The sequence below is a fragment of the Micromonospora sp. B9E7 genome (genome assembly GCF_039871815.1).
GTDB lineage: Bacteria > Actinomycetota > Actinomycetes > Mycobacteriales > Micromonosporaceae > Micromonospora.
On sequence record NZ_JBDPLX010000005.1, the window covers coordinates 222,296 to 240,138 of the forward strand.

General features: G+C 71.5%; 23 protein-coding genes. 11 read left to right on the plus strand and 12 right to left on the minus strand.

The features are described 5' to 3' along the window. Positions 1-7: 7 nt before the first annotated feature. The 3 genes from ABGB10_RS10255 to pheA all read left to right on the plus strand — a co-directional run bounded on the left by ABGB10_RS10255 (position 8) and on the right by pheA (position 2,063). Positions 8-397 (plus strand): ACT domain-containing protein, encoded by a 390-nt coding sequence (locus ABGB10_RS10255; RefSeq protein ID WP_347660632.1) that lies wholly within the window; start codon positions 8-10, stop codon positions 395-397. Positions 398-586: 189 nt separating this feature from the next. Beyond that, positions 587-1,096 carry a hypothetical protein gene (locus ABGB10_RS10260; protein ID WP_347660799.1) on the plus strand — a complete coding sequence of 170 codons (510 nt, stop codon included), beginning with the start codon at positions 587-589 and terminating at the stop codon, positions 1,094-1,096. A gap of 10 nt (positions 1,097-1,106) precedes the next feature. Continuing rightward, the gene (gene pheA / locus ABGB10_RS10265) at positions 1,107-2,063 is read left to right on the plus strand and encodes a prephenate dehydratase (RefSeq protein WP_347660633.1); all 957 of its coding nucleotides are present in this window, start codon (positions 1,107-1,109) and stop codon (positions 2,061-2,063) included. 46 nt (positions 2,064-2,109) lie between these two features. Here the strand turns inward: pheA and ABGB10_RS10270 are convergent, their stop codons facing one another. The 3 genes from ABGB10_RS10270 to ABGB10_RS10280 all read right to left on the minus strand — a co-directional run bounded on the left by ABGB10_RS10270 (position 2,110) and on the right by ABGB10_RS10280 (position 3,936). Then, entirely contained in the window at positions 2,110-2,832 is a 723-nt protein-coding gene (locus ABGB10_RS10270) for an AIM24 family protein (protein ID WP_269681844.1), read from the minus strand. A 156-nt stretch (positions 2,833-2,988) separates the two neighbouring features. Next, positions 2,989-3,336, minus strand: a complete 348-nt coding sequence (locus ABGB10_RS10275) for a metallopeptidase family protein (RefSeq protein ID WP_347660800.1) — start codon at positions 3,334-3,336, stop codon at positions 2,989-2,991. Between the two features lie 168 nt (positions 3,337-3,504). After that, the gene (locus tag ABGB10_RS10280) at positions 3,505-3,936 is read right to left on the minus strand and encodes an OsmC family protein (RefSeq protein ID WP_347660634.1); all 432 of its coding nucleotides are present in this window, start codon (positions 3,934-3,936) and stop codon (positions 3,505-3,507) included. A gap of 132 nt (positions 3,937-4,068) precedes the next feature. On the opposite strand from ABGB10_RS10280, the gene ABGB10_RS10285 reads away from it, so the two are divergent. From ABGB10_RS10285 to ABGB10_RS10295, 3 genes are all read left to right on the plus strand, one after another. Next, on the plus strand, positions 4,069-4,815 hold the full coding sequence (locus ABGB10_RS10285) for a hypothetical protein (protein WP_347660635.1): 747 nt from the start codon (positions 4,069-4,071) through the stop codon (positions 4,813-4,815). 256 nt (positions 4,816-5,071) lie between these two features. Then, positions 5,072-5,893: an HAD hydrolase family protein gene (locus ABGB10_RS10290; protein ID WP_347660636.1), complete on the plus strand. Its 822-nt coding sequence runs from the start codon at positions 5,072-5,074 to the stop codon at positions 5,891-5,893. Next, entirely contained in the window at positions 5,893-6,705 is an 813-nt protein-coding gene (locus ABGB10_RS10295) for an HAD family hydrolase (protein ID WP_347660637.1), read from the plus strand. Before ABGB10_RS10290 ends, ABGB10_RS10295 begins: the two co-directional genes overlap by 1 nt. A gap of 5 nt (positions 6,706-6,710) precedes the next feature. Here ABGB10_RS10295 and ABGB10_RS10300 read toward each other — a convergent pair whose 3' ends face one another. After that, on the minus strand, positions 6,711-7,313 hold the full coding sequence (locus ABGB10_RS10300) for a bacterial proteasome activator family protein (RefSeq protein ID WP_347660638.1): 603 nt from the start codon (positions 7,311-7,313) through the stop codon (positions 6,711-6,713). An 84-nt stretch (positions 7,314-7,397) separates the two neighbouring features. Here ABGB10_RS10300 and ABGB10_RS10305 point away from each other — a divergent pair, with 84 nt between their 5' ends. Both ABGB10_RS10305 and ABGB10_RS10310 read left to right on the plus strand, forming a co-directional pair. Beyond that, positions 7,398-8,195: an alpha/beta hydrolase gene (locus tag ABGB10_RS10305; protein WP_347660639.1), complete on the plus strand. Its 798-nt coding sequence runs from the start codon at positions 7,398-7,400 to the stop codon at positions 8,193-8,195. Positions 8,196-8,275: 80 nt separating this feature from the next. Beyond that, positions 8,276-9,463, plus strand: a complete 1,188-nt coding sequence (locus ABGB10_RS10310; protein WP_347660640.1) for an ABC transporter substrate-binding protein — start codon at positions 8,276-8,278, stop codon at positions 9,461-9,463. Positions 9,464-9,540: 77 nt separating this feature from the next. Here the strand turns inward: ABGB10_RS10310 and ddaH are convergent, their stop codons facing one another. Beyond that, positions 9,541-10,374 carry a dimethylargininase gene (ddaH, locus tag ABGB10_RS10315; protein ID WP_347660641.1) on the minus strand — a complete coding sequence of 278 codons (834 nt, stop codon included), beginning with the start codon at positions 10,372-10,374 and terminating at the stop codon, positions 9,541-9,543. Between the two features lie 59 nt (positions 10,375-10,433). On the opposite strand from ddaH, the gene ABGB10_RS10320 reads away from it, so the two are divergent. Both ABGB10_RS10320 and ABGB10_RS10325 read left to right on the plus strand, forming a co-directional pair. Then, positions 10,434-10,889, plus strand: coding sequence for an Lrp/AsnC family transcriptional regulator (locus tag ABGB10_RS10320; RefSeq protein ID WP_347660642.1), 456 nt, complete (start codon positions 10,434-10,436; stop codon positions 10,887-10,889). A gap of 42 nt (positions 10,890-10,931) precedes the next feature. Continuing rightward, positions 10,932-11,924: a zinc-binding dehydrogenase gene (locus ABGB10_RS10325; RefSeq protein ID WP_347660643.1), complete on the plus strand. Its 993-nt coding sequence runs from the start codon at positions 10,932-10,934 to the stop codon at positions 11,922-11,924. Here the strand turns inward: ABGB10_RS10325 and ABGB10_RS10330 are convergent. The 3 genes from ABGB10_RS10330 to ABGB10_RS10340 all read right to left on the minus strand — a co-directional run bounded on the left by ABGB10_RS10330 (position 11,921) and on the right by ABGB10_RS10340 (position 13,977). Then, the gene (locus ABGB10_RS10330; protein WP_347660644.1) at positions 11,921-13,027 is read right to left on the minus strand and encodes a hypothetical protein; all 1,107 of its coding nucleotides are present in this window, start codon (positions 13,025-13,027) and stop codon (positions 11,921-11,923) included. The two genes, ABGB10_RS10325 and ABGB10_RS10330, sit on opposite strands and share 4 nt — an antisense overlap. 81 nt (positions 13,028-13,108) lie before the next feature. Next, positions 13,109-13,375 (minus strand): DUF6457 domain-containing protein, encoded by a 267-nt coding sequence (locus ABGB10_RS10335; protein WP_347660645.1) that lies wholly within the window; start codon positions 13,373-13,375, stop codon positions 13,109-13,111. Continuing rightward, positions 13,372-13,977 (minus strand): NTP transferase domain-containing protein, encoded by a 606-nt coding sequence (locus tag ABGB10_RS10340; protein ID WP_347660646.1) that lies wholly within the window; start codon positions 13,975-13,977, stop codon positions 13,372-13,374. The genes ABGB10_RS10335 and ABGB10_RS10340 overlap by 4 nt, the downstream gene beginning before the upstream one ends. A gap of 73 nt (positions 13,978-14,050) precedes the next feature. Here ABGB10_RS10340 and fdhD point away from each other — a divergent pair, with 73 nt between their 5' ends. Then, entirely contained in the window at positions 14,051-14,917 is an 867-nt protein-coding gene (fdhD, locus tag ABGB10_RS10345; RefSeq protein WP_347660647.1) for a formate dehydrogenase accessory sulfurtransferase FdhD, read from the plus strand. A gap of 3 nt (positions 14,918-14,920) precedes the next feature. Here the strand turns inward: fdhD and ABGB10_RS10350 are convergent, their stop codons facing one another. From ABGB10_RS10350 to ABGB10_RS10365, 4 genes are all read right to left on the minus strand, one after another. Next, positions 14,921-15,628 (minus strand): GAP family protein, encoded by a 708-nt coding sequence (locus ABGB10_RS10350; protein ID WP_347660648.1) that lies wholly within the window; start codon positions 15,626-15,628, stop codon positions 14,921-14,923. Between the two features lie 298 nt (positions 15,629-15,926). After that, positions 15,927-16,244 (minus strand): helix-turn-helix transcriptional regulator, encoded by a 318-nt coding sequence (locus tag ABGB10_RS10355; protein ID WP_347660649.1) that lies wholly within the window; start codon positions 16,242-16,244, stop codon positions 15,927-15,929. Further along, the gene (locus tag ABGB10_RS10360; RefSeq protein WP_347660650.1) at positions 16,244-16,660 is read right to left on the minus strand and encodes a type II toxin-antitoxin system RelE/ParE family toxin; all 417 of its coding nucleotides are present in this window, start codon (positions 16,658-16,660) and stop codon (positions 16,244-16,246) included. The genes ABGB10_RS10355 and ABGB10_RS10360 overlap by 1 nt, the downstream gene beginning before the upstream one ends. Next, positions 16,647-17,693: a DUF4192 domain-containing protein gene (locus tag ABGB10_RS10365; protein ID WP_347660651.1), complete on the minus strand. Its 1,047-nt coding sequence runs from the start codon at positions 17,691-17,693 to the stop codon at positions 16,647-16,649. Before ABGB10_RS10365 ends, ABGB10_RS10360 begins: the two co-directional genes overlap by 14 nt. Positions 17,694-17,843 lie beyond the last annotated feature (150 nt).

Here is a 17,843-nt window from a genome sequence, read left to right on the forward strand (position 1 = left end):
TTCCCTCATGCTCGATATCGCTCTGCTGCCCGGGGAGTACGCTGTGTGCCGGCTGACGGCCGGCACCACCCTGCCGGATGCGATCTCGAACGACCTTCGTGACACCGAGGTCGTCACGGTGAGCTGGACCTCCGACGGGATCTCCGTGATCTGCCCGACGAGTCGGGCCCCGGCACAGACCGTGGTGGAGACCGTGTGGCGCTGTCTACGGGTCACCGCGCCGGTGGAGTTGGCCGGCACCGGCAGCCTGGCCGCGCTCGTCGACCCGCTGGCCGAGGCGCGGGTCAGCGTGGTCACGTTCTCCACCTTCGACACCGACTACCTGTTGGTGCCGGCCGTCCGGTTGATCGAGGGCACGGCCGCGCTACAGCGCGCCGGGCACCGCGTCACCGGCTGACCTTCACCCCGAGGGCCGCTCACCCTACGATGGGCTCGGCCACCCCGGCCATGACGAATTCTCCGATGTCCCGAGGATCGGCCCGTGCCGTTCACCCCGCCCCGCCCCGCATGTCCCCCGTCGCGGGCGACGATCCACGTCCCACCGGCGACCCGCGGCCGGACAGCCGGCCATGCCCCCGTACGCACCCTGGCTGTCGCGCTCGCGGTGTTCGCTGTCGCGGCGCTGTCCGGCTGTGGTGCCCCTCCCGGGGTGCGGACGCCGACCGCCGTACCCACCGGCAGCGCGGCTCCGCCGACGCCCGCCCCGAGCAGCACGCCCACCACCCCGCCGGTGACCGCACCGCCGTCCGTCGCGGTCACGCCCTCCACCGACGCCGGGTTGGTCGCGACGACCTGCCGGAACGGGCCGACCGGGCAGCGGGTGGTGCAACTGCTCCGTGGCCGGGCGGACGTGCTCCCGGCCAACGTCCGGGTCCAGGTCCGCACCGGCCCACTCTGCGCCGCCGACTGGCAGTTCACCGTGCTGGAGGTGACCGGGCACGAGGAACTCCAGGTGGTCACCCGGGGCCAGGCGAGCGCACCGACGCTGGTCACCGCCGGCACCGACGTCTGCACCATCGAGGTACGCGCCGCCGGGCCGCCCGGAATCCGCGCCCTGGCCTGTGAGGCCGGTCCGGCCACCCGGCCGGGTGCGTAGGCTGATCGGCATGCCGGGAACACCGCCGACACGCTTCGTCTACCTCGGGCCGGAGGGCACCTTCGCCGAGCAGGCCCTGCGCTCCATCTCCGCCGCCGAGCGCGGCACCCGTACGCCCGCCCGCAGCGTCGGGGAGGCACTGGACAGTGTCCGTGCCGGGGATGCCGACGCCGCGCTGGTGCCGCTGGAGAACTCGATCGGCGGCGCGGTGGGCGTCACGCTGGACGAGATGGCCGAGGGTGAGCCGCTGGTGATCACGCGGGAGGTGATCCTGCCGGTGGAGTTCGTGCTCGGTGCCCGACCCGGCACCTCGCTGACCTCGATCCGCACCGTGGCGGCCCACCCGCAGGCTTCCACCCAGTGCCGGGGCTGGCTGCGTGACCATCTGCCGGACGCCGTGGTGGTCGACGTGCTCTCCAACGGGGCGGCTGCCGCCGGTGCCGGTGCCGGCGAGTACGACGCGGCGATCTGCGCACCGATCGGGGCGACTCGGCACCGGCTCGCGATACTCGCCGACAAGATCGCGGACCACCCGGACGCGGTGACCCGGTTCGCGCTGGTGTCCCGCCCGGGGCCGCCCCCGCCGCCGACGGGCGACGACCTCACCTCGCTCGCGGTCTACATCGCCCACGACCGGGTCGGCGCCCTGCTGTCCGTCCTCATGGAGCTGGCCGTGCGCGGGGTCAACCTGACCCGGATCGAGTCCCGCCCGACCGGTGAGGCCCTGGGCCGGTACGTCTTCTTCCTGGACTGCACCGGGCACGTGGCCGACGTACGCCTGGGCGAGGCGTTGCAGGGGCTGCGTCGGGTCTGCGCCGACGTACGTTTCCTGGGCTCGTACCCGCGGCACCGGTGGGCCGAGGCGGCACGCGAACGGCCGGTGCCCGCGCCGGCGGGCCTCTCCGACGTCGACTACGTCGACGCGGCAGCCTGGCTGGCGCGACTGCGCACCGGCGAGTTGACCTGAGCGGGCCGGGCGCCCCCGAGCGCCGGGAGCGCCCCCGCCACGCCGATCAGCTCAGCAGACCACCGAGCAGACCGCCCTCCTGCTGCTGTTGACCGCTGCCCATGACCGGCGGCTCCTCGGACGGCTGCACCACCACGAAGCCCTGGCCGGCGAAGCTCATCGTGAACGACTCGCCGGTGCGTCGACCCAGCAGCGTGCCGAGGCCCAGCTGCTCGGCCCGGTGGTAGCCGGTCTGGAGGTTGGCCGACCAGCAGACCGCGGCCTGCGGGTCGACGTACGTCGGGGCGTCCACGTTCAGCACGACCGGGGTGCCCTTGGTGGTGATGGCGATCCGTCCGTAGCCACTGAACACACAGTTGAACAGGCCGGACGAGGAGGCCATCCCGGCGCCGCCGACCATCCTGATGTCGTACTGGAGGGTCGAGTCGAAGGCGAGCACGCTGGAGCCGTTGATGGAGAGGGCGTCGCCCGGCTCCAGGTCGATGATGTGCACGTCCTTGGCCAACTCGGCGAGGAAGACGTCACCCTGGCCGGACACCTTCATCAGCGGGACACCCTCGCCGGTGAGCTTCTGCTTGAGGAACTTGCCGAGCCCGCCCGAGCCCAGCGCCTGGAACTGCACATTCCCCTGGTAGGCGACCATCGAGCCGACCCGGGCCATCGCCTCGCCGTTGAGCTCGATCTTCAACATCTTGGAGTTCTGCAGCCGCATGCCGGGCTGTGCGGACTCCTTTTCCAGGTTCTCCGAGGAGAACAACTCGCTGCGCATGAAAGGTGCCTCCTGACAGGATTTGCGGTCGCTGCACCGACGGTAGGCGACCAGGGCAACCACGACCATCGGTCGCGCGGGACGGCCACCGGCGGCACGGGCGGCGCGGCGCGGCCCGCACGGAACGGCCACCGGCGGCGCGGCGAGTGGTGGAGCTCAGCCCCAGCCCAGCGCGTGCAGCCGCTCGTCGTCGATGCCGAAGTGGTGGGCGATCTCGTGCACCACTGTCACGGCCACCTCGTCGACGACGTCGTCGTCGTCGTCGCAGATCCGCAGGATCGGGTGTCGGTAGATGAAGATCCGGTCCGGCAGCACGCCGGAGTAGTCCCAGCCACGGCTGGTGAGGGCGTGGCCCTCGTAGAGGCCGAGCAGGTCGGGCTCGCCCGGTGGCGGGTCGTCCTCGACCAGGATCACCACGTTGTTCATCAGGCCGAGCAGCTCTTCGGGCACCTCGTCGAGGGCTTCGCCGACCAGATCCTCGAAGCGCTCGCGGGTCATCTCCACCGGCACCTCACCCATTCTGCCCGATGCGGGGTCTGGCCGGCCGGGTCAGCAGTGCGATCGACCGGCTCCGCAGGTCACGGAGAGGGCTCGCCGGTCACACGGAGAGAGTGACCGCCCGAAGGTGGGCGGAGACTCTCTCCGTGGTCGAGCGTCTGTGGGTCGACCGGCTCAGGAAGCCAGGCGGGCGCTGAGGGTGATCTCGGCACCCGGCGAGAGCAGGCGGGAGATCGGGCAGTTGGCCTTGGCAGCCTCGGCGAGCTTCTGGAACTCCGCGTCGTCGATGCCCGGGACCTGGCCGACGGTCTCCAGGTCGATGCGGGTCACGGTCATCCCGGCGTCGGTCTTGTCCAGGTGGACCTTGGCGGTGGTCTCGACCGAGGTGGGCGTCGAGCCGGCGTCGGCGAGGCCCTTCGAGAACGCCATCGAGAAGCAGCCTGCGTGCGCTGCGGCGATCAGCTCCTCCGGGTTGGTGCCCTCGCCCTCCTCGAAGCGCGACTTGAAGGAGTAGTTGCCCGACAGGCCACCCTTACCGGTGCGGACGGTGCCGGCACCTTCGGTGAGATTGCCCTGCCACTGTGCTGAAGCGGTACGGATAGGCATGGGGAGAACGCTAGCGGAAAGGTGACCGCCGAGCGACCGACCGGCACGGACGCACGCCCTGCGATCCCCGTCACGCACAGCTGGCTGTGCCATGATGCGACCCAGGTCCGTGACCGGGCGGAAGGATGACCGATGTCCGAGGAGCTTCCCATCCCACGGCAGGGCGACCGCTCCGACGGTCTGGCCATGATCGAGTGGGGTGCCGACGACGACCCGGCCCCGCGCCGCCGGTTCGGTTGGTCCCTGACCGAGTTCATGCGGGATTCTCGGCTGCCCCTGCTGCTGGCCGGTCTGGGCGCGGTGGCCGGGGTCGCCTCGATGGTCGGTGAGTGGCTGGTGATGACCCTCCCGACCGGTGGACCGGAGGGGGACGCCACGATCGAGGTGCCCGCCGGGGTGTCCGAGGTCGGCGGCTTCGGTGTCGGCTACCTGGTCGGGCTCCTGGTCCTGGTCTGCACCGTGGCACTCGCGCTGCGGGGCACGGCAGCCGTACGACCGAACGCCCGGCTGGCCGGCCTGACCCTGGCCGGTGCCCTGCTGGCGTTGCTGGTCGCCGCGACGGCCACCCTCAACGATTCCGGTCAGCGAACCTTCTTCTACTCGACGCAGGACGGCTTCCGGGCCGAATACGGTCGCGGTCTGATCATGGCGTTCGCCGCCTGCATGCTGCTCGGCGCGGCGCTGCGGCTGGCCCCGGCCACGCCGTCCGGCGCACCGGCCGGGGCTGCACCGGACGACCAGCCCGGGGACGTGCCAGCGACTCGGGCCTGGCGTCGTCGCCGGGACCGCGACGCGGTCCAGGAGGACGGTCTGCCCGCGCCGGCCGACCTGACGGTCGGCCCGGCGGCGCCGTTCGCCCGCCCCGACACCCCGTCCTGACCCATCCCAGGTCGCCGCCGATATGGCGGTTTCCGGGCACCGCGATGTCCCCACATCGCCGATCTGGAGTGGATCACGGGTGGGCCCCCTCGCCGTCCGCGTATGGCCGGACGTGGCCGTTCGTTGACGCCCGATTCGCCTGGAAGCCATGGATGCGACCCGTTCCGCGAGGTACGGTTGCTGCCCGCCGTCACGCCGGGCCTCGGCTTTCCCGACCGAACGGCAGGCTGCGACGGCGGCGGGCGAAGGAGGAACGATGACCCGCCCGGGACTGCCCAAGCTGATCGCGACCGACCTCGACGGGACACTGGTCCGCAGCGACGACACCGTCTCCGCGTACACCCATGGGGTGCTCGACCGGGTGCGGGCCGCCGGGATTCCGGTGGTCGGCGCGACCGGTCGGGGCCCTCGGCTGACCGAGTTGACCCGCAACGACATCCGCGCCGCCGACTTCCTGGTGATGGCCGGCGGCGGACGGGTGGTCGACCAGAGCGACCCCGAGGGCCCGCTGGTGCTCCGCGACGAACGGCTGCCCGCCGAGGTGTTGGCCCGGCTGCTCGCCGACCTGGAGGCCGAGGTCGGCCCGCTGACGGTGATGGTCGAGGCATCCGACGAGCACGACGCGCCGCTCTGGGGTGACTACCACGAGAGCTGGCCCTACCAGGACCGCTTCGAGGCGCGGAGCCGCGCGGAGTGTCTCTCCTGCGACGTGATCAAGGCGTTCGCCCGGACCGCCGACCACCACGTGGACGAGCTGCTGGCGGTGGCCCGCCGGATCGTCGGGCCGGAGGTCGCCACGCTCACCCAGGCCGGGCTGGGCTTCATCGAGATCTGCCCGCCGGGCGTGGACAAGGCGAGCGGGCTGACCGTGGTGGCGCAGACCCTCGGGGTCGACCCGGCCGACGTGCTGGTCTTCGGAGACATGCCGAACGACCTGCCGATGTTCGAGTGGGCCGGCTGGGCGCGGGTGGCGGTGGCCAACGCCCACCCGGACGTGCGGGCCGCCGCCGACGAGGTGACCCTGCGCAACGACGACGACGGAGTGGCGGTGTACCTGGACCGGCTACTGTCCCGGTGATGCAAGAGACACCCCGCCTGATCGCCACCGACATCGACGGCACGCTGATCCGCGACGACCACACCGTCAGCCCACGCACCGCCGACGTGCTCGCGCGGATCTCCGCGCAGGGCACGCCGGTCGTCCTGGTCACCGGCCGCCCGGTCCGCTGGCTCAAGATGGTGTACGACCAACTGGCCGAGCCACTGCCGGCGGTCTGCGCCAACGGGGCCGTGGTCTACGACCCGTTCAACGACGAGGTGCTGCGGGCCGACCCACTCGCGCCGCAGCACCTCGCCGAGGTGGCCGAGCGGCTACGCGCCGAGGTACCCGGCATCAGCTTCGCCGTGGAGATCCTCAACAGCCGGGAGATGCGACACGAGGCGCACTACCCGCTGCGCTGGGACGTCGACGCCGAGGGGATCCGACCGATCGCGACGCCGGAGGAGTTGCTCTCGCTGCCGGCCGTGAAGCTGCTCGCCCGGGCCGGTGAACAGGACCCGGATGCCTTCGCCGAACTGATCGCCACCGCCGTGGCGGGGCTGGCCGAGGCCACGCACTCGTCGTCCTCCGGCCTGGTGGAGATCTCCGCCGCCGGGGTGACCAAGGCGGCCGGGCTCGACTGGTACTGCGACCGGCTCGGGGTGGCCGCCGCGGACGTGCTGGCCTTCGGCGACATGCCCAACGACGTCCCGATGCTGACCTGGGCCGGCCGGGGTGTGGCGGTCGCCAACGCGCACCGCGCCGTCCTGGCGGTCGCCGACGAGGTGACGACGACGAACTCCGAGGACGGCGTGGCGGCGTACCTGGAAAAGGTCTTCGGGGTGGCCTGAGCCAGCTACAGGTACTGGCCGGTGTTGTGGCCCTCACCACCGCCCGGCTGGCCGATGCCCGGCATCCCGGGGACCATCCCGCCGGGGCCGCTGGGCAGCGCCTGCCGGCCGCCGCGCATCTGCTCCAGTTGCACCCGGGCGGCCATCTGCTGGGCCACCAGAGCCGCCTGGATGCCGTGGAACAGGCCCTCCAGCCAACCGACGAGCTGGGCGTGCGCGATCCGCAACTCGCCCTCGCTGGGGGCCTTGTCCTCGGCGAAGGGCAGCGAGATGCGCTCCAGTTCGTCGCGAAGCTCGGGGGCGAGGCCCTCCTTCAGCTCGACGATCGACCGCTCGTGGATCTCCCGCATCCGGTTGCGGCTGGCGTCGTCGAGAGGTGCGGCCTTCACCTCCTCGAGCAACTGCTTGATCATGCTGCCGATCCGCATCACCTTGGCCGGCTGTTCGACCAGGCGGGTCGGGTCCTCGCCCTGCCCCTCGTCGGTCTGCATCGTGCCGATCGGCCGGCCGTCCGGGCCGACCACCACAACGGTGCCGGAGTGGCCGGAGTCGTCGGGGCCGGGCTCGTCGTCTTGTCCAGCGGAGCGCGCGTCGGTCATGGGGTCCATCTTTACCCAGCGGTTGCGAACCATGCCGCCCGGGACCTACTCCCGGGGCGGAACCACCCGGGTAGGGCGCGCTACCGTCGCGCCATGCTTGTCGACCCGCGTGCCGTGTTGACCCGGCCCGCGCCGAAACCCGACCGGACCGTCGCGTACGGCGACCACCCGGATCAGGTGGCCGACCTGCGCCGACCGGCGGGGACCGCCGCGGCGCGGCCGCTGGTCGTCGTGGTGCACGGCGGTTTCTGGCGGGCGGAGTACGACCGACAGCACACCGGCCCGCTGGCGGCGGCACTCGCCGCCTGCGGTTATCCGGTGGCGCAGTTGGAGTACCGGCGGACCGGGCAGCCGGAGGGCGGCTGGCCGGGCACGTTGACCGACGTGCTGACCGGGGTGGCAGAGTTGCCCGCGCTGGCGGCCGAGGCGCTGCCCGGCCGGGTGACCCGGTCCGCGCCGATCCTGCTTGGGCACTCCGCCGGCGGGCACCTGGCGATGTACGTGGCGGCCACCGCCCCGGCGACGGTGGCGGGGGTGCTCGCCCTGGCCCCGGTGGCCGACCTGGGCGAGGCGTACCGGCGGGACCTGGACGGGGGTGCGGTGGCCGCATTGCTCGGTGGTGGCCCGGCGGAGGTCCCGGACCGGTACGCGGCAGCCGATCCACAGATGCTGGTGCCCATTCAGACACGCACAGTAGTGATGCACGGTTTGGAGGATCAGCAGGTTCCGGCGGAGATGAGCCGGGATTTCGTCACACGAGCCCGCGCCGCAGGATCCGATATCTCCCTTGTTGAACTGCCCGGATGCGAGCATTTCGGGCTGATCGATCCGGCGTCGCCCGCGTGGCCCCAGGTTCTCGTTATGTTGCGGTCGCTGCACGATGATCACTAGCCATTGACGCAGCGTCGCGGACCAGGTAGAACGCCGGAGGGGCGGTGTTCGGCCCTGCAATGTTTCCTGGAAGGAACTCGGTGTCGCAGATGAATCGCAGACGAGCGCTCCAACTGTTGGCCGCGCTCGGTACCACCGGGTTCGTCGCCGGATGTGGCTCCGACACCGACGCTGAGCCGACCGCCGACCGTAGCCCGGTCAAGATCGGGCTGATCACGCCGCAGGGCGGCGGGTTCAAGAGCATCGGCGACGACATCACCAACGGCTTCCAACTCTTCCTGGATCTGCACGACCAGCGGTTGGGTGGCCACCCGGTCGAACTGCTGACCGCCGACGAGGGTGACACCGCGAAGACGGGCAAGGCCGCCGTCGACGGCCTGCTCAAGCAGGGCGTGCTGGCGCTCACCGGCGTGGTCAACTCGGCGGTGATGGTCGGCATCCGGGACACCGTCGAGGAGGCGCGCGTCCCTCTGATCGGCTCGAACGCCTCACCGAGCAGCCTGCAGAGCGTCTTCTACATCTGGCGGACGTCGTACGTGCTGGACGAGGCCGGCCGCGCGCTGGGCCGCTACCTGCGCGACCAGTTGCCGGCGAACGGCCGCATCGCGATCATCATGCCGGAGAACGTCGGCAGCCCGGACGTGGTGCGCGGCTTCAAGCAGGAGTTCGGCGCGACCGACCCGCGGATCGGCGACCCGGTGACCTACACGAACGCCACCTCCAACCCGGGCAAGACCACGTACGCCTCGGACATCAGCAAGGCACTGGCCAAGAAGCCCACGGCAGTCTTCTGTTTCTTCGCCGGAGCGGCCGCCGTGGAGTTCATCAAGCAGCTTCGGGAGAAGTTCGCCGGGCCCATCTACGCACCCGGCTTCCTCACCGAGGGCAACGTGCTGGAGAGCCTGAAGGAAAACGCGCTGGGCATTCAGACCGCGCTGAACTACTCGGCCGACCTGAACAACACGTCCAACCGGGTCTTCGCCTCGGCCTACCGCAAGAAGCACCAGGTCACGCCCACCACCTACGCGATGGCGTCGTACGACGCGGCGCAGGTGCTCGACCAGGCCATCCAGCTGACCGGCGGGAAGCCCACGCCGACGGACGTCAACCTGGCCCTGGGCAAGATCGGCCAGATCGACAGCCCGCGCGGCATCTGGCAGTTCAACCAGCCGCGTACCCCGCAGCAGAAGTGGTACCTGCGGGAGGTGCAGCGCGACGGTCAGGTCATGTCCAACGTGCTGATCAACGAGCTGGCCACGCTGGGCTGAGCACCCACCACGACGAGGTCAGGGGCCGGTCTCCCGTCGGGGAGGCCGGCCCCTGGCGTACGGACCTGACGCGCGGTTCAGTGCCGCAGTTCGGCGATGCAGCACTTCACACTGCCACCGCCCTTCTTCAGCTCGGCCAGCTCAACCGGAACCGGGGTGTAGCCGGCGGCCTTGAGCTTGCCGGCGAGGCGGGTCGCCTCACTGTTGAGCACCACGTTGGCACCGTCGCTGACCAGGTTGAGCCCGAAGGCCATCGCGTCCTCGTCGTCGGCGATCACCGCGTCCGGGAAGAGCTGGGTGAGCACCCGCTGGCTGGCCGCGGAGAACGCGCCCGGGAAGTAGACGACGTTCGAGTCGTCGATGGCCGCGAGCGCCACGTCGAGGTGGTAGAAGCGCGGGTCGATCAGGCGCAGCGACACCACCGGCCGGCCCAACGCCTCCTGCGCCTCGGCGTGCGCCGGAATCTCGGTCCGGAAGCCGTGCCCGGCCAGGATGAGCCCGCCGTGCGCCTCCGGCACGTAGGCGAAGTCGCCCTCGCCCTCGTTGGTCTCGCTCGGCGCGACGAACCGCCAGCCCTGCGACTCGTAGAAGGCGTGGTGCGCGGCGGCCTCGGCGGCCCGCTGCTCGTGCTTGAACCGTGCGCCGTACACGCTGCCGTCCACCGTGAAGGCGCCGTTGGCGGCGTAGACCATGTCGGGCAGACCGTGCTCGGGGGTGAGCAGGTGCACCTCGTGGCCGAGGCCGATCAGCGTCTCGCGCAGCCGGTCCCACTGCTTGACGGCCAGGTCCCGGTCGACCGGGGTGGTCACGTCCATCCACGGGTTGATCGCGTACTCGACCGCGAAATGCTCCGGCGAGCACATGAGATATGTCCGCTTTCGCGGGAATCGCTGCTGGTTCACGGTCACCAAGAGTAGGTACCGTAGAACTTTGGTAACAGCCACAACCGTTGCTTCCCAGAGGCGGAACGTTGCAGATAGACGCGGTCGACCAGCGGATCATTGCGTTACTCGTCGCGGACGCCCGTGCGTCGTACGCCGACATCGGCACGCGGGTCTCACTCTCCGCTCCAGCGGTCAAGCGTCGCGTCGACCGGCTGCGGGCCACCGGCGTGATCAGGGGATTCACGGCCGTGGTGGATCCCGCCGCAGTCGGATGGACCACGGAGGCCTTCGTCGAGCTGTTCTGCGCCGGCCGGACGACCCCCGCGCAGATCGGCGTGGCCGCTCGCCGGCACCCGGAGGTGGTCGGCGCCTACACGGTCTCCGGCGAGGCGGACGCGCTCGTACACCTGCGTGCCGCCGACATCGCCCACCTGGAGGCGGCACTGGAACGGCTGCGGGCCGAGTCCTTCGTGACGTCCACCCGAAGCACCATCGTGCTCTCCAGGCTGGTCGAGTCACCAGGCGTGGGCCCGTCCACCTGAGCTTGACCTCAAGCCCGGTTCAACTGCTGCGATGGGCGTGGCGTGGCACGACGCCCGCCGGTGGTCGAGGGGGAACGCATGCGGGCGATCTGGTTACGTGAGTTCGGTGGACCCGAGGTGCTGGTGCCGGGCACCGCACCCGAACCGACGCCCAGCCCCGGACAGGTGCTGATCGACGTCGCGCACGCGAACATCACCTTCGTCGAGACGCAGCAGCGCTCCGGTCGCCCCGGGCCGTTCCGGGTCACCCCACCGCTGATCCCCGGTAACGGAGTCGGCGGGGTCATCACCGCCGTCGGGTCGGGTGTCGACCCGACGTTGACCGGACGTCGGGTGGTCAGCGCCACCGGCGGCTCCGGCGGGTACGCCGAACGCGTGGTGGTGGACGCATCCGCCCCGATCGAGGTGCCCGCCGAACTGGCTCTGGACGAGGCGGTGGCGCTGCTGGCCGACGGGCGTACCGCCACCATGCTCATCGAGGCGGTGGGTGTCCGGTCGGGTGACCGGGTGCTGGTGGAGGCCGCCGCCGGCGGCGTGGGCAGCCTGCTGGTGCAGCTCGCCTCCCGGTCGGGCGCCCGGGTGATCGGAGCGGCCGGCGGGCACCACAAGGTGGCGCTGCTGCCCGGCCTCGGCGCCGAGCTGGCAGTCGACTACCGCCTACCCGACTGGCCCGACCGCGTCCGAGCTGCGATGGGTGGAGTCGACGTGGTGTTCGACGGGGTCGGCGGGGCGACGGCCCAGGCGGCATTCGACCTGCTGGAAGCGGGCGGTCGGATGATCAGCTTCGGCTTGGCGAGTGGCGAGTGGTCGCCGGTGTCGGCGGAGGCCGCCACGGCACGGCAGGTCACCCTGGTCCGGCCGGACGTGCCACCCGCGCGGCTGCGGGCGTACACCCGGCAGGCCCTGGCCGCCGCGGCGGCCGGCAACCTGCGACCGCTGATCGGCCAGCGGTTCCCGTTGGAGCGCGCCGCCGACGCGCACGCCGCCATCGAATCGCGCGCGACGGTCGGCAAGACGCTGCTGGACAGGCTCTAGAGGTACATCCCGGTGCGGTGCTCCGAGTCGTCGCGTCGAACCGGCTTGTCACCCTCGCCGAAGAACCGCTTGCCGCCGAACTCGCCGTGCAGACGGTCGTCCAGTTCGTCGGCCAGGCCGGTCATCACCTGCACGGCCAGCATCAGGTGGGTGGCCTGGAAATTGCGGCCGAAGACCGGGATGGACGCCCAGACCGTGTCGTCGGCGCAGTAGAGGCGACCGATCGGCATCCGATTGGTCAGCTCGGAGAGTTTCACGTAGAGCCGCTCGGTCGGCTCCACCTCGGTGAGGATCGGGGAGAAGACGTCCACCAGGGGTGGGTTGTCCCGCACCCGCACGAAGACCATCGCCGAACCTGCCCGGATGTTGATGTCGCCGTCCGAGTCGATCTGCAACCGGTCGGTGTCCGACTTCAACATCGTGGAGACCACGGTCCGAACCCGATCCGCCAGGTCGAGCACGTCGTCCCGGTCGACCTGCGCGGCGGCGGCCTCGGCCAGCGCCTCCTCCAGATCGGCCTCGACGTCGGCATCCGGGCCGAACTCGCTGCGCGCGGTGCCCAGCGGGTCCACCGCCAACGGTTCGCCCTCGGCGTCGTGCACCAGGTAGACGAGGAAGGCTGGGTGCGGAGCACCGTAGACGTCACGCAGCGTGCGGGAGAGCAGCGTGGCGACCCGGGTCGACTCGCCCGTCGTGGTGTTCAGCCCGAACGAGCCGCCGGAGCCGGCGACCACCCCGGGCGGGGACCAACCGAGCGCGACCATGTCCGCGACCGCGCCCCGGTCCAGTCGGTAGCCCGCCGGCAGGGCGGCGTTTCCCACCGCGCGTGCGGACAGCACGCCGTCGGCGTCCACGTCGACGCTGATCGAGTAGACGGCGTCTCCGGTGCCGGAGGCCGTCGGGTCCAGGGTCACGTCGAGATGCGCGCCCACAGGAAGGTCCCGCAGTCGTACGGCGAGCGCGCGGGCGAACTCCTGCCACGCCTCGGTCACCTTCGCCCGCAGGTCGGTGGTGCTGGGCTCGTCGAGCAGGATCGACTCCACCGGCTCAGCCGTAGCGCCGGGCAGCTCACCGTGCGGCGCCGAGGGGTGGTCAGCCGTCATGATCGCCTCCGTCCGTCACGATCACCCTACCCACGCCACCCGTGCGTCGAATCAGGCCGGACCGGGATCGGACAACGGCGGTCAGGGGGCCGTCGGGTCCGCAGGGTCGGCACCCAGCTCGACCGGCCAGGTGCCGGCCAGCGCGCGGAGCCGGGCCGCGGCGTCCGCCGGGTCGGCGCCACGCCCGACAGCCACCCCGAGCAGGTACGCGCTGACCGGCGCGCCCGGCCGCAGCACCTGGTGGGCGACGTCGCGGGCCAGATCCAGCACCGCCGGCACGGGCACCCCGGCCGGGTCCAGCTCCAACTCGGCGCACGCCGCCGTGACCCAGTCGTCCATCACCGTCATCGTGTCCACTCCTCCGCCCGGCGTACGTCCTCGTCAGTGTCGCAGTCGAACCAGGGCGGCGGGCCGTCGCCGGACCAGGGCACCTCCCGCACCGCGAGCCCGGCCAGCAGCGCCCGGACCGGGGCTCCGGACAGGCCGCCACCCCGCTCGACCGTCAGCCGGTCCAGCCCGGCCCGCAACGCGGCGACCCGCCACACACCGCAGAGTGACTGCCGCCGCCCGTCGCGGTCGACGAAGCAGGCCCCATCAGGTTGCGGCCCGCCGCCGGTGAGGTGGTCCAGCAACTTGCCGATCGCGGCGCGGGTCAGCAGTGGCAGGTCGGCGGCGAGCAACGCGACAACGGTCGTGTCCGGGTCGAGCAGCGCCAGCCCGGCGGCCGCCGCGGCGACCGGGCCACCACCGGGTGGGTCCTCCCGAGCGGCACGCACCCCCTGCGGGACGCCATCGACCGGACCGACCAGCACCCGGGGCGTGGCATCGGCCACGGCAGCCAGCACCCGGTCACGCATCGGCAGGCCCCCGACCGGGAGCGCCGGCTTGTCCACGCCGCCCATCCGGCGCGCCGCCCCACCGGCGAGCACCACAGCGGCGTACGTCCCCATCCGGCCACGGTAGCCGGGTGTTCGGTGCCCGGTGGCCGTGCGCGTCTGCCGGCGCGAGGTGGAGGATGGCGGGATGGGACGGGCAACTGATCGACGGGGCGTACTCCGAATCGACCTGGAAGCGATGACCGCCGGGCGTGGGTCCGTCCGTCGTCCGGACACGCTCGCCGTGGAGGAACCACTGGAGATCCGCGTCGGCGCGGCTGGCCCCGGCCGCCGACGGCCGCTCGCCGTCACCATGCGCACCCCCGGCGACGACCTGGACCTGGCCATCGGGTTCCTGCTGACGGAGGGGCTGATCCGGTCGACCGACGACGTGTCGACCGCGCAGCTCTGCGCGGGCGCGGAGACGCCCAACACGTACAACGTGGTGGACGTGGTGCTCGCGCCCGGAGTGCCGGAACCGACCACCGACCCGTCCCGGAACTTCTACACGACCAGTTCCTGCGGGGTCTGTGGCAAGGCGAGCATCGACGCGGTACGCACCCGTTCGCTGTTTCCGGTCTCGGCGGATCCGCTCACTGTGCCGGCCACGCTCCTCGCCGACCTGCCCGACCGGCTACGCGCCGCCCAGCGCGGCTTCGACCGGACCGGTGGACTCCACGCGGCGGGGCTGTTCACCCCCGACGGCGAGCTGGTGGTGCTCCGGGAGGACGTGGGCCGACACAACGCCGTGGACAAGGTGATCGGCTGGGCGGTCCGAGAACGACTGCTGCCCCTGGCCGGGCACCTGCTGCTGGTCTCCGGGCGGGCCAGCTTCGAGCTGACCCAGAAGGCCTGGATGGCGGGGCTGCCGCTGCTGGCCGCGGTGTCCGCCCCGAGCACCCTCGCCGTCGAACTGGCCGACGAGGCAGGGATGACCCTGGTCGGTTTCCTGCGCGGCCGGACGATGAACGTCTACGCCGGGCCGCACCGGATCACGGTGGAGCAGCCGGCCTGACGCTCAGCGATCGAGCAGGCTGAACAGGCCGAGCCGGACGGCGGCGTCGCGGGCGATCAGGAAACCGGCGATGCCGAGGATCCAGCCCAACGCGCTGCCCGCCTTGTTGACGATCCAGTTGTTGAGTCGGGCGAGAACCGGCTCGACCGCTGCCGGGCGGGCCACCCTGGCACCCAGCAGGAACATCGCCGGCAACACCATGACCAGGCAGTATCCGGCGAGTAGCGCCACCACGGTCGTCGAACCGACCCCGGAGGTGGCCAACAGACCCACCGCGCCGAGGTACGGCAGCATGGTCGCCACCTCGGCGAGCGCGGCGAGCAGCGCGAGCCCGACCAGCCACCGGGCCGACGAGTCGCCGGCGGTGGCCCGGTCCCGCCACCGCAGCACGCCACCGGTACGCGGACGCCGTTTGCCGTCGTAGCGGAAGCTGAGCGCCAGCATGCCGACGCCCAGGACGAGTTGCGCCCAGAGCACGGCCCGGTTGTCCAGCGCACCGCCCAGCGCGTCCGCCAGCGTGCTGCCGCCGAAGACCAGCAGCAGCCCCACCGCCAGGTAGAAGGCGGCGATCGTGGCGAGGTAGCCCAGGATTCGTCGGGCGTTGACCGGGCCGGGGGCGAGCAGCAGCCAGACCGGGATGAACAGGGTGCCGATGCTGGTGCTGTCGATCAACGCCAGGCCGGCCAGCGACAGCAGCAATTCGGGGGTCACGAGATCATTCTCCGGGGGCGTGGGCCCCGCCGCGTCGGCCGTGGACAGGAGCAACGCGTACATCCTTCGACGGAGGGCATCGTCGGGGGAGCCCGCTCCGGGCGATCGACCTCGGGGGACGAGGGATCAGCGCCGGGGCGGGCTTCGTCGGGCTGGCATAGAAGATCGGCACCGTCGGCTAGGGACTGCCCTGAACCGTGATCGACTCGGGTTTGCTGATACCGGGGTGTCCCGGCAGCGGGGACACCCCGACTTCCAGGAAGCCGAGTCGATCGTCGATCTATCGAGGAACCGCCGACTATGCGGCCACGATTTCGACGGCACCGTGGGAGATCTTGACGTCGAACGCCATGCCGGTGCCCTTGGAGAGCTTGGCGAGCGTGGCGATCGACGGCGGCTGGTCGCCGGACTCCAGGCGTGCGATGACCGACTGGGTCATCCCCACCCTGCGGGCGAGCGCAGTCTGGGTCAATTCGTTGTCGGCGCGGTAGCGCACGATACGAAGTGCGACCTCTCGCGCGAAGGCTGTCCGATCCCATTCTGCGCGGAACGCCGGATCCTGCCGGCTGGCATCGTCGATGACCTGCTGCGAGGTCTTGAGTTCGGAACGCTTCATCACTCCACCTCCACGTCCTTGATCCTTCGCTCTGCGGCTGCGACGGCCCGGGCGAAGTTCCGCTGACTGACGCCGGCTTCTGGGCCGATGGCACCGACCACGAAAGCCTCGCCAACCTGTGCATAGAAGACGCGCCACCGGCTGCGCCCTCCGCGTGGGCGCAGTTCACGAAGGTTGTCGGCAGTTCGGATCTTGCTGGAGTGCGGGTAGCCAAGGTTGGGGCCAAGGCTCTCCAGCTTCTCGACGGCGTGTCCGATGGCCGTTTGTTCGATCGCGGGTATGGCTCGTAACTCGGTCGCGGCCTCTGGGTGAAAAAGGACCGACCAGAGGCGACTATAGCAAAATTGCGATACGAGTGCCGGGAGATCTCCGGGGGCCGGGCGGTGACCGGGAACCGGCTCCTCAGCGGCGACCACGTCGGCTCCTCCTCCGGGGGCGGATCACTCCCGGCATGCCGACCGACGGCCAGCCGTCCAGCTCCGACGGGGGCACGCCGCGCCGGAGGAGGTCGTCCAACAACACGGCGAGTGAGTAGTCCGGGTGCAGGCCCAGCGTGCGTTCGAGTGCGACCGCCGCCAGCGCCCCCTGCCCCGCGCGCCAGGCCGCGAAGGCCAGCAGCGCCCCCGGCGCGGCAACCAGCTCCGGCTCGGCCCGGCGCAGCACGTCTGTCCAGAGGGCGATGTCCCGGTCCCGACCGTCGGTGCGTTCCCAGGCGTGGTCGCGGACCGGAAGGTGGGTCATCAGCAGGCTCAACCAGGCCACCTCGTCGTCGTCGAGCCGCCCATCGCGCCGCTGCCGGCGCTGGGCCTCGCGAACCGCCGCCACCCCGGCGGAGCGCAGAGCCCGCCCGCCAAGCAGGTCACTCTCGGGCGCCTGATCGATCAGCTCGGTCAGTCGTAACTCGGCGCGGGCGGTGGCCGCGCGTGCCGCGTCCCGTGCCGAGCCGTCGACCGGTGCCACCTGCGCCACGAGCGCGGCCCGATCGGGCAGTGCGACCTGGCCCGCGAAGACCGCCGAGGCGGTCACCGAGTTGGCGCTCGGGTCGTAGCGCCGGCCCTCGGGCGGGCAGCAGTCGGGCTCCGCGCAGAGGTAGGACCACCACCGGCCCTCGGTCACCCGCAACGCGTCGAGCACCTCCAACCCACCGGCAGCCAGCGCGGCGCGCACCGCGTCCACCGCCGGGGTGACCCGGTCGGGTGGCCCGTAACCGACCACGGTGGCGGACTCCGCGCCCTGCCTGCGGATCACGCCGGCCAGATGCCGCGCCCGCTCGACCACGTCAGTCGACGGGTCGGGCAGATCCGCGCGGGCGGCGAAGATGATCTGCCGACCGAGCAACGCCACGGCGACCACGCTGTCGGTGGGATGGAACCCGAGCAGGTATGGCACTGCGGCGATCAGGTCGGCGGGCGAGCGGACGGTGAGTTGAGGGCGTTCGGTCGAGGTCATGCCGGTAGCGTGCGGCGGTCCGGTCCGCCGTCGCCGCCCCTGTGGACGACACGCGGCTTATCCACAGTTACTCACCGTGTTTTCCCTGCTCGGACCGCATCTACGGAGGCCGCAGGAGAGTCGATGTCGCGCGGGCGCGGCCAAGGTGTC

Bases quoted from the DNA above. Each gene is read 5' to 3' on its own strand.
- ABGB10_RS10255 (WP_347660632.1), top strand. From the start codon at position 8: ATGCTCGATATCGCTCTGCTGCCCGGGGAGTACGCTGTGTGCCGGCTG.
- pheA (WP_347660633.1), top strand. From the start codon at position 1,107: ATGCCGGGAACACCGCCGACACGCTTCGTCTACCTCGGGCCGGAGGGC.
- ABGB10_RS10270 (WP_269681844.1), bottom strand. From the start codon at position 2,832: ATGCGCAGCGAGTTGTTCTCCTCGGAGAACCTGGAAAAGGAGTCCGCA.
- ABGB10_RS10280 (WP_347660634.1), bottom strand. From the start codon at position 3,936: ATGCCTATCCGTACCGCTTCAGCACAGTGGCAGGGCAATCTCACCGAA.
- ABGB10_RS10285 (WP_347660635.1), top strand. From the start codon at position 4,069: ATGTCCGAGGAGCTTCCCATCCCACGGCAGGGCGACCGCTCCGACGGT.
- ABGB10_RS10290 (WP_347660636.1), top strand. From the start codon at position 5,072: ATGACCCGCCCGGGACTGCCCAAGCTGATCGCGACCGACCTCGACGGG.
- ABGB10_RS10295 (WP_347660637.1), top strand. From the start codon at position 5,893: ATGCAAGAGACACCCCGCCTGATCGCCACCGACATCGACGGCACGCTG.
- ABGB10_RS10300 (WP_347660638.1), bottom strand. From the start codon at position 7,313: ATGGACCCCATGACCGACGCGCGCTCCGCTGGACAAGACGACGAGCCC.
- ABGB10_RS10305 (WP_347660639.1), top strand. From the start codon at position 7,398: ATGCTTGTCGACCCGCGTGCCGTGTTGACCCGGCCCGCGCCGAAACCC.
- ABGB10_RS10330 (WP_347660644.1), bottom strand. From the start codon at position 13,027: ATGACGGCTGACCACCCCTCGGCGCCGCACGGTGAGCTGCCCGGCGCT.
- ABGB10_RS10335 (WP_347660645.1), bottom strand. From the start codon at position 13,375: ATGACGGTGATGGACGACTGGGTCACGGCGGCGTGCGCCGAGTTGGAG.
- ABGB10_RS10340 (WP_347660646.1), bottom strand. From the start codon at position 13,977: ATGGGGACGTACGCCGCTGTGGTGCTCGCCGGTGGGGCGGCGCGCCGG.
- fdhD (WP_347660647.1), top strand. From the start codon at position 14,051: ATGGGACGGGCAACTGATCGACGGGGCGTACTCCGAATCGACCTGGAA.
- ABGB10_RS10355 (WP_347660649.1), bottom strand. From the start codon at position 16,244: ATGAAGCGTTCCGAACTCAAGACCTCGCAGCAGGTCATCGACGATGCC.
- ABGB10_RS10365 (WP_347660651.1), bottom strand. From the start codon at position 17,693: ATGACCTCGACCGAACGCCCTCAACTCACCGTCCGCTCGCCCGCCGAC.